General features: G+C 48.4%; 17 protein-coding genes. 11 read left to right on the top strand and 6 right to left on the bottom strand.

The window, feature by feature from the left end:
* The first annotated feature begins 32 nt into the window (after window positions 1-32).
* Window positions 33-1235 (top strand): hypothetical protein, encoded by a 1203-nt coding sequence (locus AOA63_RS16835; protein WP_053960947.1) that lies wholly within the window; start codon window positions 33-35, stop codon window positions 1233-1235.
* A gap of 145 nt (window positions 1236-1380) precedes the next feature.
* Window positions 1381-1599, top strand: coding sequence for an alpha/beta-type small acid-soluble spore protein (locus tag AOA63_RS16840; RefSeq protein ID WP_020376423.1), 219 nt, complete (start codon window positions 1381-1383; stop codon window positions 1597-1599).
* 85 nt (window positions 1600-1684) lie between these two features.
* Here AOA63_RS16840 and AOA63_RS16845 read toward each other — a convergent pair whose 3' ends face one another.
* The 6 genes from AOA63_RS16845 to AOA63_RS16870 are packed head-to-tail and all read right to left on the bottom strand — an operon-like array spanning window position 1685 to window position 7068.
* The gene (locus tag AOA63_RS16845) at window positions 1685-2698 is read right to left on the bottom strand and encodes an alcohol dehydrogenase catalytic domain-containing protein (protein ID WP_053960948.1); all 1014 of its coding nucleotides are present in this window, start codon (window positions 2696-2698) and stop codon (window positions 1685-1687) included.
* A 50-nt stretch (window positions 2699-2748) separates the two neighbouring features.
* The gene (locus AOA63_RS16850) at window positions 2749-4113 is read right to left on the bottom strand and encodes a polysaccharide deacetylase family protein (protein ID WP_053960949.1); all 1365 of its coding nucleotides are present in this window, start codon (window positions 4111-4113) and stop codon (window positions 2749-2751) included.
* Window positions 4110-5117, bottom strand: a complete 1008-nt coding sequence (locus tag AOA63_RS16855) for a glycosyltransferase (RefSeq protein WP_053960950.1) — start codon at window positions 5115-5117, stop codon at window positions 4110-4112. The genes AOA63_RS16850 and AOA63_RS16855 overlap by 4 nt, the downstream gene beginning before the upstream one ends.
* A gap of 24 nt (window positions 5118-5141) precedes the next feature.
* Window positions 5142-5495 (bottom strand): tRNA-binding protein, encoded by a 354-nt coding sequence (locus AOA63_RS16860; protein ID WP_082344105.1) that lies wholly within the window; start codon window positions 5493-5495, stop codon window positions 5142-5144.
* Window positions 5496-5540: 45 nt separating this feature from the next.
* Window positions 5541-6782: an HD domain-containing protein gene (locus tag AOA63_RS16865; protein ID WP_242848401.1), complete on the bottom strand. Its 1242-nt coding sequence runs from the start codon at window positions 6780-6782 to the stop codon at window positions 5541-5543.
* A gap of 52 nt (window positions 6783-6834) precedes the next feature.
* Window positions 6835-7068 (bottom strand): hypothetical protein, encoded by a 234-nt coding sequence (locus AOA63_RS16870; protein ID WP_053960951.1) that lies wholly within the window; start codon window positions 7066-7068, stop codon window positions 6835-6837.
* Between the two features lie 134 nt (window positions 7069-7202).
* Here AOA63_RS16870 and AOA63_RS16875 point away from each other — a divergent pair, with 134 nt between their 5' ends.
* The 9 genes from AOA63_RS16875 to AOA63_RS16915 all read left to right on the top strand — a co-directional run bounded on the left by AOA63_RS16875 (window position 7203) and on the right by AOA63_RS16915 (window position 15452).
* The gene (locus AOA63_RS16875) at window positions 7203-8435 is read left to right on the top strand and encodes an NRAMP family divalent metal transporter (protein WP_053960952.1); all 1233 of its coding nucleotides are present in this window, start codon (window positions 7203-7205) and stop codon (window positions 8433-8435) included.
* Between the two features lie 275 nt (window positions 8436-8710).
* Window positions 8711-9439 carry a divalent metal cation transporter gene (locus AOA63_RS20440; RefSeq protein WP_053960953.1) on the top strand — a complete coding sequence of 243 codons (729 nt, stop codon included), beginning with the start codon at window positions 8711-8713 and terminating at the stop codon, window positions 9437-9439.
* A 23-nt stretch (window positions 9440-9462) separates the two neighbouring features.
* Window positions 9463-9891: a divalent metal cation transporter gene (locus AOA63_RS20445; RefSeq protein WP_278277082.1), complete on the top strand. Its 429-nt coding sequence runs from the start codon at window positions 9463-9465 to the stop codon at window positions 9889-9891.
* A gap of 122 nt (window positions 9892-10013) precedes the next feature.
* Window positions 10014-11402, top strand: a complete 1389-nt coding sequence (locus tag AOA63_RS16890; RefSeq protein WP_053960955.1) for a dipeptidase — start codon at window positions 10014-10016, stop codon at window positions 11400-11402.
* Between the two features lie 10 nt (window positions 11403-11412).
* Complete coding sequence (gene epsC, locus AOA63_RS16895) at window positions 11413-12321, top strand: serine O-acetyltransferase EpsC (RefSeq protein WP_053960956.1); 909 nt, start codon at window positions 11413-11415, stop codon at window positions 12319-12321.
* 20 nt (window positions 12322-12341) lie between these two features.
* The gene (locus AOA63_RS16900) at window positions 12342-12770 is read left to right on the top strand and encodes a hypothetical protein (protein ID WP_053960957.1); all 429 of its coding nucleotides are present in this window, start codon (window positions 12342-12344) and stop codon (window positions 12768-12770) included.
* A complete protein-coding gene (locus AOA63_RS16905) occupies window positions 12767-13729 on the top strand; it encodes a threonine ammonia-lyase (protein ID WP_171822777.1) in 963 nt (320 codons plus the stop codon). Before AOA63_RS16900 ends, AOA63_RS16905 begins: the two co-directional genes overlap by 4 nt.
* Before the next feature lie 391 nt (window positions 13730-14120).
* Window positions 14121-14279, top strand: coding sequence for a hypothetical protein (locus AOA63_RS19885; RefSeq protein WP_171822778.1), 159 nt, complete (start codon window positions 14121-14123; stop codon window positions 14277-14279).
* Between the two features lie 72 nt (window positions 14280-14351).
* Window positions 14352-15452 (top strand): TDT family transporter, encoded by a 1101-nt coding sequence (locus AOA63_RS16915; protein ID WP_053960959.1) that lies wholly within the window; start codon window positions 14352-14354, stop codon window positions 15450-15452.
* Window positions 15453-15543 lie beyond the last annotated feature (91 nt).

Here is a 15543-nt window from a genome sequence, read left to right on the forward strand (position 1 = left end):
GCAGTAAAATTTGGAAATAAGGAGCGCTTGCGATGGCCGTAAATAAAGTGGCGAACGAAAATGAGACTCCCAAGCCCATTGAACTGACGCCAGAACAATGGCAGGGTTTAGCACGCCTCGGCGAGCTCATCCAAGCCGTCGACCAAGGCCTTAAAACAGGCCTTGGTTCCGCTCTTACCGAAAATGTCTTGACGCTGAGTCAGACTCTCCCATCCGACTTGCCTCAATCCCTTAAGGCCGCGGCGGAGACGTTAACCACACTTCACCGCTCCGGCCTCCTTCAGCAACTGGACATGTTATTACAACTCGCCAGCCAAGTTCCGGAATTTTGGCAGGAAGTTGTTCCCGAAAAACTTTTGAACGTTGCTGAAGATGTGAGTCAAGTTGATTTCAAGGGAGTCTTGTCCTTAGGCGAAGAAGCGAGTAAGACACGAGCCCTCAGTGCGATGATTGCGCTCTTGCGCTATGTGACCCAAGAAGCTCCTCCAGACTTTTTGGGACAAGTAACGGAGTTCGTCAATCAAACCGCACCGATTTTGAACAATCCAGATTTGCTTAAGGTACTGCCAAATTACATCGATCTGCTTGTCCAGCTTCAAAAGAGCGGCCTGTTAGATCGTGTCATGGACGTGGTCACGTATTATCAAGGGCTAGCCCCCTTGCTGAATCTCGGACCCGTCATTCAAAGCGTGTTAGAGTACCTGAATTCTAGCAATTTGGTTGAAAACGTGAAGCAAATTCGCCCGGACAATTTGGCGTTATTAGCTGCGGAAGCCAGCGATCCAGATACCACGGCAGTATTAGCCGATGCTTTACGACTGGCCAGATTATTGCGAAACAGTGATATTACAGCAGAATTCACGAGTGACTTTGTCAAGATATCGGGCATTATCTTTGATCGCGAATTTTTAGATACATTGCCTGATTTGCTTGATACCGCTGTATTATTGCGCAAAACCGGCCTCTTAAAGTCTCTGCAGCGGGTATTGGTCGCTTATCCCAATCTGGCAGCCTTGCCGTGGAATGATTATATTGCCAGTGCTGTCAACACAGCTAATAAATTCGATATCGCAGACATTCTCAAAAAAGTCAAGGAAGCATCGCAAGAGGCAGAAACGAAGTCTGCCCATCTTGGCGGTCTCGGCGGTTTGATGCGGCTCATGAAGGATAAAGAGGTTCAAAAATTGATGCAGTTTGCCGTGAGTTTAGGTAGCAAATTTTTGCCGACTAAATAACACAACTATACCGCATATCCAGCCCAGTTCTTCTGGGCTGGTTTTTTTCTACCTAAAATTGGCATGCCCAATTCGAGAGAAAAACGGGTAAAGAGCCCAATGCCCGGTAATAATACCTCCATGTTAGAGAGACGGAGGTGAAAAAATGGCGCGTGGAAGCAACACTGGTAACCGCGCACTCGTGCAAGGCGCCGCCAGGGCGTTGGATCAATTTAAGTACGAAGTGGCCCGGGAACTCGGCTTGCAAGGAGTCGAAGACGGTTATTGGGGAGACATTCCCTCTCGGCAATGTGGTGCAGTAGGAGGCCACATGGTGCGCAAGATGATCGAAATGGCCGAACAGCAAATGGCCGGACGGCGGTAAACGCTACCCGATCTCTTATATGGAATTCATGGGCCTCCTCCTGATATGAGGAGGTCCCTTTTCCTTTTTTGATTTAAGCTGCAAGTTAAATGTCTAGGACAATTTTCCCAAATAAACCATGAGATTCCATTCGCCGGTGCGCCTCACTCGCATCTGCCAGCGCAAAGGTTTGGTCGATCACCGGAACCAATGCTCCGCGCGCAAAAAGCGGGAGAATCCGCGGTAAAATCGCAGAGGAGCCCATGTAAGCTCCCAAAATTGTAAGTCGTCGCCGGAAAATTTGGCCGAGTTCGACTTGCACCTTACCTCCACTCGTACTCCCGACAGAAATCACCGTGCCACCACGCCGCACCATCTCTAGAGACTGCGAAAAGCTTGCTTGCCCTAAGGAATCTACGACAATGTCTGCCCCTTTGGACTGGGTCATTGTCAACACCTCCGGACTAATGGGAAGAGCCCCATCCCAAACGATAACATCCGAGGCGCCCAGTTGTTTTAAGCGTTCCACAAACGTCTGGGACCGTACCACGGCTATGACCCGCATGGCACGTAAGCGAGCCAGTTGAAGAGTCGCAAGACCTAAACCCCCATTGGCCCCCCAGATCACAATGGTTTGTCCCGGTGTCGCTTGCGCACGCGTCAAAAAGTCTTCCGCTGTTACAAAAGGGATACCGATTGACGCAGCCTCAATAAACGTCAAGCCGCTGGGCATTGGCACCACATTTTGCACCGGCACCACAATTTGCTCTGCATAGGTTCCATCCAGGATACGATAATGCGGACAACTATTTTGCTGGCCGGAGAGGCAAAATACACATCGACCACAACTGAGACCCGGATTAATCACCACTTTTTGACCGACTGCATAATCACGGGCGCCAGGCCCTAATGCATCAATCTCACCGGCTCCGTCTGATCCGGGAATCAAAGGCTCGGGAAAGGCGCCAAAAGCTCCTTGGCGAACCCAAATGTCCCGGTGATTAACTCCCGCTGCCCGTAGACGGACACGCACTTCTCCAGGACCCGGCTCTGGATTGGCAACGTCTTCATAAACTAAGACCGACGGGTCACCTGGCTGATGTATTCGAATGGCATGCACAATAATATCCTCCTAAGTTCTCGCATTCTCTTTCACAATGTCCTATCATATCATGATTGATACTGAGCCCATTTCAATGACCAGGCTAAGCGTCTGGTTTCTTGCCACAACGGGTAAGGATGAAAATCTGGCGGAAAGATCGGCCAATCCCAATGAAGATCTCTGGGTTCTTTTACGTAATCTAAAAAGGTTAAAGGCAACGATGCTGCTCCCCATGGGGTGCCGAAGTGGTAAATCGCCGAAGCCGCCCACTCTTCAATCGGTAAATCTCTTGCTGTCCTGACAAGAGCAGGCAGTCTACCCGTTTTGAGAACTTGACCCACAATTTCGTGGGCACTATGCCGAAGTAGCTCCTCGCCAAGGGATTCCATCGCTTGTCCATTAAACAGTCTTTGAGAACCCCATTGTAGGGGAGCTTTCACTCGTGGCAACCTCTGCCCAGGGGTCGCGCCTGTCATCAGTAAGGCTAAGGCCACAACCATATCCGCCGCACTGTAACTTTGACCATGAAGGATGGCAGGACCCAATCCATAACGCGTGATCATCGTTAAAAGTGTTTGTGAGTCAAACAATGCGGGGGATGTGAGCGGTTGAATACGGCCGCTTAACGACGCAACATCAATCCATTCAACACTGGCAATATGGCGAATATGCCGAATATATTGCCGGAATCCTTCATAGGCCTCATGACGGTCCTGGACACAGCGCAGGGGGGCTTTACGCAACGTGGCATTGGTCGCCCCCAATTCAAAATTCACGGCATCCCAAAACTTGGTCGTAACCAATTCGGTAGGATGAATCATGATCATAAACGCGTCTTGCGGCGCAAAATTCTGTGGCGCTTGTTCGATTAAATGTATTGCCTCATCTAAATTGTCCGGTAACTTCAATGCAAAAGGTTTAGGATTTAGGACCGGTAATGACCAATGGACAATATCTTCTATCCACATGGGTTGGCTAGCAGTATCTAAGTAACTATTCCAGCTGTCACTAAAAAATATCGGCATGTTAAGCTGGGATAGGGCATCCACTGCTTGAGGAACCCAATTACCGCCGGGTTGTGTGAAATATAGCGGAGATTTGATAAGATCCTTAACCATATTAATTCCCACCTGTTCCCGGGCAATAAACCGAGCCACACCATCCGCGTAATCGAGTTCGGCCATTTCCTCGGCAATGGTGGGATGCTCGCTGTGACTCGTTGAGTGAAATCCCAAGGCGTGTTTTTGTGCCAACCGCTCTAAGGTTTTCGTTTGATGATGCGCAAACAGACTTTGTGCTTTTTTTCCGACAATGCCATAACTAGCGGGCATTTGATATTCATCCATAACGTCCAACACAAATGCCAAGGCTTCGTCCGATTCCTCCGTTACAAAATCTTCAATATCAAATCGTATTAAGCCATAGAGGGTCATACGCCGCATCCTTTCGAACACATCGACCAGGCTATTTGACGATATATCATGGCATAAGCCTGTGCCTCCTGAGTGGGCAAATGTCTGGATAAAATTCGCATACGGGCATTTTTACGAATACAGTCGGCGTCTTTGGAATGATTGAGGGCATAACGGAACGCCTCAATCAATTCTTCCGGTGTGTCAAAGAGCAGGCCCGTTTTCCCATTTTCAATGAGATACCGGTTTCCATGAATATTGCTTGCTACAATCAATGCACCACAACTCATGGCCTCCATGAGCGCATTGGAGACGCCCTCGATCTGCGAGGTGTTCAAGACTATGGTGGCCCGTTGGTACCATTGTCCCATCTGATCTTTCGGAACTTCGCCAATGACATGCACCCACGGTTTATCGTGGGCGGCTTGCCAAACTCGTTCCCATTCTTTCCAATCTCGCACTGGCCCTAATATCGCCAGCTGAAAATCAGTCGCCAGCGTCTGGCGTGCCGTTTGGACAAGTTCGATCGCCCAGGCACTGCGTTTCACCGGACGAATTCCACCAGCAATAACGACCAACGGGGGCCCATCGCGCTTTTGGGACGAATCCGCGGGGCAAAAAATGGTTTCATCAACAGACGGAGGAATGACATGCACCCGATTCTCCCACTGAGGAGCATCCGCCAACAACCGTTTACGGGCGTTGGGCGTAAACACCACCTGATGGCGCAAGGATGAAAGCGTTTCGCGAATCGGCCCGGGATCTTTCGCCCAATCTCCCCATAAGTCGGTCCCTGTCCACGTGACCAAGATTTTTTCGGGTTCAATACCCTGGTTTAATAAGCGTTGCCCCACTTGCACTGCATTCCAGGCATGATACACGTCATAATCCCCAAGATGAGGATGAAATCGTTCGACCTGGGCGTCAATGCCTAAACGGTTGAGACCAAGTTTCAGTCGTTCCGCCGACACAAAATTCCCCCCCGTGGCCGGAGTATCAGGCGGTACAATTAAACCTATTTTCACCGGGCTTCCGTCCTTTCTCGTCTGTTACCCAATGCGCGTACCATTAGGTACCGGACCATCTACATTTAACAAGATGACATCCGTGTCACTGAGCATAGCGCCTAAAATGAGTACTTCGGACCTTACCCCTGCCACCTTTTTGGGAGGAAGATTTAACACGGCAACAACTTGTCTTCCCACCAAATCGCCAGGCTGATAACGCACGGTAAGTTGGGCCGAAGACTCTTTGATTCCGAGCGGCCCAAAATCAACAATGATATGATATGCAGGTTTTTTCGCTTTGGGATTGAGCTCAGCACGAAGAATGGTTCCCACATAGAGGCCGACTTGAAAAAATTGTTCTGGAGAAATTTGTTTTAACTCGTCGATGATCGTCACCCCTATTGCATCGGCTTGTTCACGTCGTCCCCAATCTTAAAATTGTCAGCGGACATCGTGCGGAAAATATAATCGCCTTATCACTTGTTTCTCCCTGGCAATGGCATTGACGGGCTTAGAGAGTCTGGACATTTCAATCAATGCCTTCTTGTCATCATCCCATAAAAACAGGGCACTGTCTTTATCCTCACTATTTTCGGCTCCTAAATAATAATCATAGTAAACTGTACCGGTTTCGTCGACCGCCAAATAATATGCCGGGTCATAGCCATGGGACTGCACCTGGGTCCTGAGTTTCTGGTAGGTGTCAATATCATGGTCGGGGTATTCAATATAAGTAAAAAGATGGCGGTTTAAAAATCGTCGGCATAGGTCTTTGAGAATGGGATCAGAACTGTCCTGCCAAACATTGAAAGCATTAAACAATACCGTATCATCTAAGGCAAAATAGCTGTCTAAACGAAGGGATTGCGTGAATAATTCAGCTAAAGCCGGATGAGGCATGGGCGGTGCTTGACCACAGGCAACGAGATCTTTGACCCGCTTTAAAATTGCTTTTAAAATGACCTCAGCAGAGCGTGATACAGGATGGAAATAGACTTGCCAATACATAAAATATCGGGCAAGCAAATAGGCTTCGACCGTATGTAATCCCGAACGTTTTACCACAATCCTGCCGCCTAAAGGCCGCATCACACGGATAATGCGGGCTAAATCAAACTTGCCATAATCGACTCCCGTAAAAATCGAATCCCGCATCAAATAGTCTAAACGATCCGCATCGAGCTGGCCACTCACCAACGAAACCACCAACTTTTGGGGATGCGTCTTATTAATGACGGAAGCTACTTGTGAAGGCAGTGCTGGGTCCATTTGTTCCAATACTTGATGCACTTCAGTTGTTGGTTCGAGAATAATACGCTCACTCCATACTTCATGCCGTAAGCCAATGACTTTTTCTAAGGCGTGGGAGAAGGGCGCATGTCCAATGTCATGCAGGAGTCCTGCCACCATGACCAGCTGATTATATTCAGTTGGCCATTCATAGGCATTGCGAGCAAAGGCTTGGACGATTTGTCTAATTACCTCATATACTCCTAAAGAATGCGAAAATCGACTGTGTTCACCGCCAGGGTAAGTAACATAGGATGTGCCCAATTGCCGGATGCGCCTTAAGCGCTGCATTTCTTTCGTATTAATCAAATCCCAAATCAAGGGATCATTCACATAAATATAGCCATGAACCGGATCTTTAAAGACTTTTTCCTCATCTAAAATTCTTTTCACCCCCTATTGCCTGGCAATGGCCAAGTTCATGGATTCATCCCCTGCCACGGGGCTATTTTTTACGCCATTGACGAAGCAGCATCGCAATTGACATTCCGAGCCCTAATAAAATGAGAAACGCTCCAACATCTCCAAGGAAATGCGCCCAGGTTGCACTCACAATATGGGCAATCCCCATCAAAATCAATCCCAGAGCAATCACAACGGATGATCGCGCCATTTTTCCCGCGGCACCCAGTGCTACACCTATGATCCCAACAATGACTTCTAACCAGCCTGGATTCATCAATCTTCCCCCTTTGATGGATATTCTACGAAATTTTTCTGGGATTCAGGAAAACATTAACGGAAGAAGGGTCTCACACCCTTCGAATCCGCTTCACATATCATGACCATGATTCGCTTGAGGAGCGTGATAGAATGCAAAGACCATACATGACGACATTCAATGCGCGAAAACGGGCTCTTATCCTTCGCCGCCTCTTCCTCTGGATTTTGGCTATTGGTCCGGGTGTCATTGGCATGGTAGCGGACAATGATGCCGGGGGAATGTTGTCATATCTCGTTACAGGTTCACAAGATCATTTGCAATGGTTTTTGCCGGCACTTTTCGTCATGGCCCCACTCACTTATGTCATTCAAGAATTGGCCCTTCGTGTGGCGCTGGCCACACGTCTTCCCTATAGTCAAATCATTTCGCGTAAATTTGGCCGCACTGTCGCCAAATTCAATGCATTAGTGCTTCACAGCCTGAATGTGATGATTTTAGTCACCGAATTTATCGGCATGACCTCGGCACTCACTCTGCTTGGTGTGCCATGGACCTTAGGTCTCATTGTATCTTTAATATTAGTTCTTGGCGTGACGTCTTTTCGACGCTACCGGCAAATGGAACGGATGTTGTTAATCTTAGCTATCGCTAATCTCGCATTTATTCCGTCCTTGATTACGCTGCATCCCAGCGTGCATAGCTGGCGTAGCGCGTTTTCGGGTTCATTTACCGGAGAAACGGCTTTTCTTTTGTTATCATTGGCTGGCAATGCCATTGCCCCTTGGATGATCTTTTGGCAGCAAAACGCCGTATGGGCGGGTAATGTCCAAAACTTAACATCTGGCCGTAAAGATATACGCCTCGGTATTATCGTGCAAGTGTTCATGGCGACAGTGGTGATGCTTATTGGCGCTTTTACGGCCCATGTCGCTGTTACGGGACGAAATCCTTTGTTATGGCTACAACATTATGGCGGCACTACCGCCGCTGCATTATTTGCCATCGGACTTTTTGATGCGGGGTTTCTGGCCGCTTCCACGATTTCCATATCTTCCGCCTGGATGGTGCAAGAAGCGTTTGCCAGTAAACTGCATGACCGGAGCCAAAGCCCTACACAAGGTCCTTATGCCGTGTTGCACATTGCTACGGTGTCTGTCGCAGCTCTCGTTGTGCTTTTACCGCATTTGTCGGCCGCTCGAATTGCCTTATGGGCTCAAGCCTTGGGAGCCTTGTGGATGCCTATCAGTTTAGTCATGCTCGGCATCATCGCCTCAGATCGTCATCTCATGGGCACCATGGTCATGCATCACCAGCGGCAAATCATTTTGACTGGCACCATTCTAATCTTTATCCTCTTAGCGTTTTGCACATTTGTGGGATAATGCGTCCACTTTCTTTTGCGTCCGGGTTATGACGCAATTCTTCTCGTCATAACGCTCAATGTTCGTTATGATATTCATGCAACATGAAATGATTTGTCGAGGCAACTCTTCAAGAAAGAGGGTCCTGCATTGTCTTTCACCCTGATCCCTGATTCGGTGAATATAAATAGTGGCATTTACTGGTACAACGTGTCAGATCAGGGGCCCACTATATGCTGGGATAACAGCCCCGCTGCCCCATGACGACCAGGGAGCGGGAAATCTCGAACTTTTTCATGCGCCGCATAGTGCTCTGGTTTTTGGCTATTGGCCCAGGCGTTTTAGGTATGGTAGCGGACAACGATGCGGGGGGCATGTTATCCTACCTTGTTACGGGTTCGCACAATCATTTGCCATGGTTTTTACCGGCACTTTTCATCATGGCTCCCATTACGTTTCTCATCCAAGATCTCGCACTGCAGGTAGCCTTAGCAACCCGTCTTCCTTACAGTCAGATCATTGCCCACAAATTTGGCAATAAAACGGCTAAATTCAACGCCATCATTCTTCATCTTTTAAATATGATGATTTTAATCACCGAATTTATCGGCATGACCTCTGCCTTAGCTTTTTGGGGTGTCCCCTGGAATGCCGGACTCATCGCGTCATTTATTGTCGTCCTCGCCGTCACCTTGTTTCGACACGTGCGCCGGATGGAACATCTCTTATTAATTTTAGCGGTAGCAAATCTCGCCTTTATTCCGACTCTTTTCCTGTTACACCCCAGTAGTCACATCTGGCATAAAGCATTTTCGGGCGGATTTAATCATCATATCCCCTTTCTATTTTTGTCCTTGGCTGGAAATGCCATCACCCCATGGATGATTTTTTGGCAGCAAAACGCCGTGTGGGCTGGCAACGTCAAAAACTTATCCTCGGAGCGCAAGGATATTCGAACGGGAATTCTGGCTCAGGTATTCATGGCCACCGTCGTTATCCTTATTGGGGCTTTAGCGGCCCCGTAGCTGTATCTGGGCGCAATCCCCTATTGTGGCTTCAACACTATGGGGGCACGACAGCGGCTGGATTCTTTGCAATGGGATTATTTGATGCGGGATTTCTCGCCGCATCGACTATTTCGGTATCATCGGCATGGATGGTGCAAGAAGCATTTTCCCAAAAACTGTTAGCTCCCGACAAAAGTCCCACTCAAGGGCGATTTTCAATTTTGCACATTGCAACACTATCTTTTACGGCTGTCGTAGTGCTATTTCCCCATTTACCCACGGCATCATTGGCTTTATGGTCGCAAGCGTTAGGAGCTCTATGGATGCCGATTACCTTAGCGATGCTTGGCCTCATCGCCCGCGATCATAAGATTATGGGACAGATGGCTATGCCCGGCCGCCGTCAATTCGTGTTAGGCTCTGTTGTATCGTTATTTGTAGGACTTGCCGTCTTTAGCATTGTGACTTGAAAGACTCCTCCCAAACCCATTTCACATTTTTAGACTGAAAGTTCCATCGCCGCGATGATGAATTTTCGCTATGATAATAAAGACAATCAAGGCGTTTAACGACATGCACAGGAGAGGATTAGATGGCGTCAGGTCAAATCGATACAGTTCTCGCATACTTACAAAACCACCATGAACAATACCGCAACGAACTGATTCAGTTTTTGCAAATTCCCAGCATTTCGGCCTTATCTAATCACAAAGAGGACGTTCATAAGGCCGCCGAGTGGCTCGCTCACCGTCTCGAAGCGGCAGGGGTTCCCCTTGTCCGCATTGAGGAAACCCCGGGTCACCCCATTGTATTTGGAGAAGTGATTACCGATCCCGCTCGACCCACCATACTCGTCTACGGACATTATGACGTCCAGCCCGTCGATCCCTTGGACCAATGGACGAACCCACCATTTTCTCCAACTATCATTGATAACATTTTATATGCGCGCGGTTCCAGTGATGACAAGGGTCAAGTCTATATGCAAGTCATCGCGGCAGAAGCCTGGTTAAAAACGGGAACCCTGCCCGTCAACCTCAAATTTTTATTCGAAGGCGAAGAAGAAATTGGCAGTGTGCACTTGGAACACTACATTCAAACCCATCAAGAAGCCTTACGGGCCGATCTCGCAGTAATTTCGGATACGCCAATGTTTGCAGCCGGCGTTCCCGCTGTTTGCTATGGCTTACGCGGTCTCGCCGCTTTAGAAATTCATATTGATGGTCCCTATCAAGACTTGCACTCTGGTGTTTTTGGCGGAGCCGTCGCCAATCCTGCCCATGTTCTTGCGCAAATTATCGCCAGCTTGCATGATGAACAAGGGCGGGTAACGGTTCCAGGATTTTATGATGATGTCGACCCTCTCAGCGATGAAGAACGAAAAAATTTTTCCGCCTTGCCTTTTGATGAGGAAGAGTTTCGCCAGTCAACGGGAGCTCCCGCATTATATGGCGAAGCGGGCTATACCACATTAGAGCGGATTTGGACCAGACCGACTCTCGAAGTGAATGGAATGTGGGCGGGTTTTATTGGCGAAGGCCGCAAAACAATCATTCCTCAAAGTGCCCACGCTAAAATATCATGCCGGTTAGTCCCGCACCAAGATCCTCAAAAAGTTTTGGACCAGGTTATCGAGTTTATTACGAATCAGTGCCCTCCCACCGTCAGGTTGCGCATTGATCGAGGAGAAGGGGATCCCGGCACAGTCACCCCGTTAGATCACTTTGCCACGCAAGCGGCCGTCCAAGCCATTCGCGAGGTCTATCATCAAGATGCGGCATTTATTCGCATGGGAGGTTCGATTCCTGTTGTCGTGACCTTTGACCAAGTCTTGGGTATCCCTACGGTTTTGTTAGGCTTTGCATTGCCCGATGAAAATTTTCATGCGCCTAACGAACATTTTCATCTCGAAAACTTTGATAAGGGCGCGGAAACAATCGCCACCTTATGGCAAATACTAGGCCAAACGCATCAGCACTAAGGAGGAACTCATGTCAATCCCTGAATTTAGCATTGAGGGACTGTCCCAAATTGTTCGCAGTCTAGAGCGGTATGATGAAGCGACTTTGACAAATGCTGGACCCAAGACCCCTACCACGCGTCGTGCCACAGAACAACTCATTTGGCGACTCGAAAGCCTTTTGTTTCCCTTTGAACACCCTTGGGAAGAAGCCGTTGAAGCCCAAGGAACTGCCGCACGCATCGAATTATTGGGACGCATTATTTGGGACTTAGCCCATCAAATTCACCGGGTTGACCCTCATGACTGCACCGGAGATCCTTGCCAGGGATTGTGTCGGGCGTTCCACACGGCCATTGAATTTGGCAAGCGGCTTCCAGACATTCAAACACTTTTGTATATGGATGCTGATGCCGCTTACCAAGGAGATCCTGCAGCACGCAACCGTTCTGAAGTCATATCCACTTATCCCGGGTTTTATGCCATTATGGTATACAGGTTGGCGCATGAGCTCTTTCGACTAGACGTTCCATTATTGCCACGACTGATGACGGAGATTGCTCATAGTCAAACCGGTATCGACATTCACCCCGGAGCCCAAATTGGATCCAGTTTCTTTATTGACCATGGAACAGGGGTGGTAATTGGCGAAACTACGGAGGTTGGCGATCAAGTTACCTTATATCAGGGAGTGACTCTGGGCGCATTAAATTTTCCTCGGGATGTACAAGGGCAAATCATTCGGGGTCAAAAACGGCATCCCACGATTGGGGATCGGGTCGTCATCTATTCCGGTGCCACTATCCTGGGAGGCAATACGGTAATTGGCGCCGGAAGCGTCATTGGCGGCAATGTGTGGCTAACGCATAGTGTCCCCGAAAATTCTCGCGTGATTAACCAACCCCAAGTTGATGTCAAAGCGGTCACCCATAAAAATTGAAAAGAGGAAGGACCAGTGTGATGCAAACCATTCATGATAATAAACCCGCTCTTTCGACCGGCACAGGTAGTATTTTTGTCGACCTGATATTTTGGCATCCCAAAGACAGTAATGCCGCGCCATTGACCACGTTTCTCGAACAAACTAGGCTTGGCGAACGGTCGCAAACAGTCCAATGGCTCAACAAAATCACACTACGTTTAAGCATGTGGAATGGATATTATTGGTCAGATCTTCCCGCTGATAGGTGGCCAGAAGCTCAACGCGACTTACAGACCTTTATTGCGGAAACCATGCGTCATTATCAAATTCCCAAGGCGGAATATGATACGCGGGCCTTTTCCATCGGATTAGCCAAAAAAGTTCGGCGGCAAAAAATTCACATCAATCAGCTGCAATTACAACAACCCAAGCGGGATAATCCGGTTTGGTGGGTGATTGTTCCGTGATTACGCTCAAAATGTCTGCCATCGACGCAGCCTATGAGCGTATTCGACCCGTTGTGTACGAAACGCCGCTCATAAAAAATCACAGTTTATCCGAACTAAGTCAGTGTGATTTAGCTCTCAAAGCCGAAAATCTTCAACGCACCGGGTCGTTTAAGGTTCGCGGAGCATTTAATAAACTGGCATTAATTCACGCCGCTGGCGGCACAGGCGCTGTAACCGGATCATCCGGCAACCATGGCGGAGCTGTAGCTTGGGCAGCCCGCTATTTTGGTTTAACGGCCCGCATTGTTGTTCCGACCACGGCGTCCCCTGCCAAAGTCGAAGCCATCAAAGCATATGGTGCTGACGTTGAATTTTATGGAACGACGAGCCATGAGCGCATTGAACGGGCTAAAACCATTGCCCAAGAAACAGGCCTTAACTTTGTGGCCCCTTTTGATGACCCTGAGATCATGGCAGGGCAGGGGACAATTGGCTTGGAAATTCTCCAACAAATGCCTGAAGTTGAAATTATCATTGTTCCCATTGGTGGCGGGGGCTTAATCTCAGGAATCGCTACCGCTGTAAAAAGCCAAAGACCCGATATCCGGATTATTGGTGTCGAGCCTTTAGGAGCTCCCAAAGCCTATGAATCGCGAAAACATCACCAACGGCAGATTTTATCGTCAACCCAGACTATTGCTGATGGGCTAAAGACCATCTCGCTGGGAGAACTCACCTATCCGATTATTGAACATCTCGTCGATGACATTGTGCTGGTCGATGATGATGAGATCCGCCGGGCCATGTCCTTATTGTTAACCCGGCAAAAAATGTTAGCAGAACCCTCCGGGGCTGCAACACTCGCATATGCCTTGCGCAAACCCGATAGACTTTATCACCGGAAAACGGTTGTGGTCATCAGTGGCGGAAATATTGATCCGGTAAGTCTTTGTGAGCACCTGGCATACCCGCAATAAAAATCATGCCATCAATAGACCTAGCCTTCGGACATGCCAGCTATGGACTCCAATAATTTTCCGGTTGGAAGTCTCTCGCCTGGTATGTCCTTGCGGCTCTCCCTCATACTTCCCCGATTCTTTCTATCCTAGCCAGGACTTGAGCGTGATTTCTTACCACGAATGTTTTTAGTCTCTGCCTTTTCGAACATCGTCTTCTGTTTGTCCTTTGTCATAACTTATGTCACTTTTTGACACTTTGCCACAATACATATCCATGACAGGTTTTGGGTAACCTAAGTCTCGGTATCTACGTCAAATCGACGACGTCAGCCGAACGACCAAAAAGGAGACCTGGAACCATGGATGACCAACAACATATTTGTGCCTGTGGCGAAATTGCCCACTATGAATGCCGCGATTGCCAACAGCCATTGTGCACGGAACACACGTGCAGCAGCTGTGGACGCTGCGAATCGGATTGCATTTGCCACTTATTATGGTGGACGCCGGATTTGTTTATTTAACACTGGTTTTCAACATTCCGAAAACAGTTGACAGAAAGCCATAAGCCATATGGGTTGTCTTCATGTTACGATTTTCACATAAGAACATATACCTAAACAAAAGGAGGGGATCGTAGATGTTAGCCTTTGTGAAAAATTTCACGCCAAACTGGTTTACTGTGGGCATGGGGACAGGTATTACCGCTTTGGGCGCATACCTTTATCCCGGCGGTCCCCTATGGCTCAAGGATTTGGGTACAGGGCTATGGATATTGAACACCGTGATTGTGGGAGCCCTTTTACTGCTCATGTTGTTGCGTTGGATATTTAATTGGAAGGGATCTATCGCAATTTTGCATGATCCTGTCCAATCGATGTTTTTAGGAGCTGTTCCGATGGCTTTGACCACGGTCATTAACGGGTTCATTGACATGGGGCAACGCTTAATTGGTCATGAGGCGCTGACCATCGCCATGGTTTTACTCGTGATTAACGTGTTAATGGCCTTAGGATCGGGCATTGTCGTTCCCTTTATGATGTTTATTTCCCACGATCACCGCTTAGACAAACTGACGGGAATATGGTTGATGCCTGTTGTGCCCGCTGAAGTGGCCGCAGCCAGTGGAGGATTACTGCTTCCATATCTCACCAATGTAGCAGCCCAAAAGACCTTGATGGTCATTAGTTTAGGGTTATGGGCCTTAAGCGTCCCCTTAGCATTTTTGATGCTCGGATTTTTATTCTTGCGCTTAGCTGTTCACAAGTTGCCACCTAAGGAAATGGCTATTTCCACATGGATTTCTTTAGGAACTTTAGGCACCGGCATTATGGGACTCATCGGATTAGGGAAATCCCTTCCCATTTTGTTCGGCTCTTTAGGGCATGCTATGGATGGTGCCGCCGTCCTCGGTTCATTTGCTCTGTGGGGTTTTGGTTTATGGTGGTTGACCTTAAGCATTCTTATCACCATTTACTACGCTCACAAAGGATTGCCCTTCAATTTAGGATGGTGGGGTTTGACCTTCCCCTTGGGAGTTTTCACGGGCGGAACGGATATGCTCTATGACCAAATGCATGTGGGATTGATCGCTTTCTTTGCCCACCTGTTTTATGTCTTGCTTGCCGTGTTTTGGACCCTTGTCGCGGTCAAGACAACTGGAGGAGTTCTCACGGGTCGCTTAACCTTGACTGGATCCCCCAAGCCCACGCCAATTCCCACAAAAACGGCCGTTAGTTAAAGGCTCGAGCACAACTCTCGAGCCTCCGGCTTGAAGGTTTGTCGACAATCTTTTACGATCAGACAGTACGAGTCAAAGATATGTCGACACA

Origin of the sequence: Sulfobacillus thermosulfidooxidans (assembly GCF_001280565.1) — a bacterium.
In the GTDB taxonomy this organism is placed as follows: domain Bacteria; phylum Bacillota; class Sulfobacillia; order Sulfobacillales; family Sulfobacillaceae; genus Sulfobacillus; species Sulfobacillus thermosulfidooxidans_A.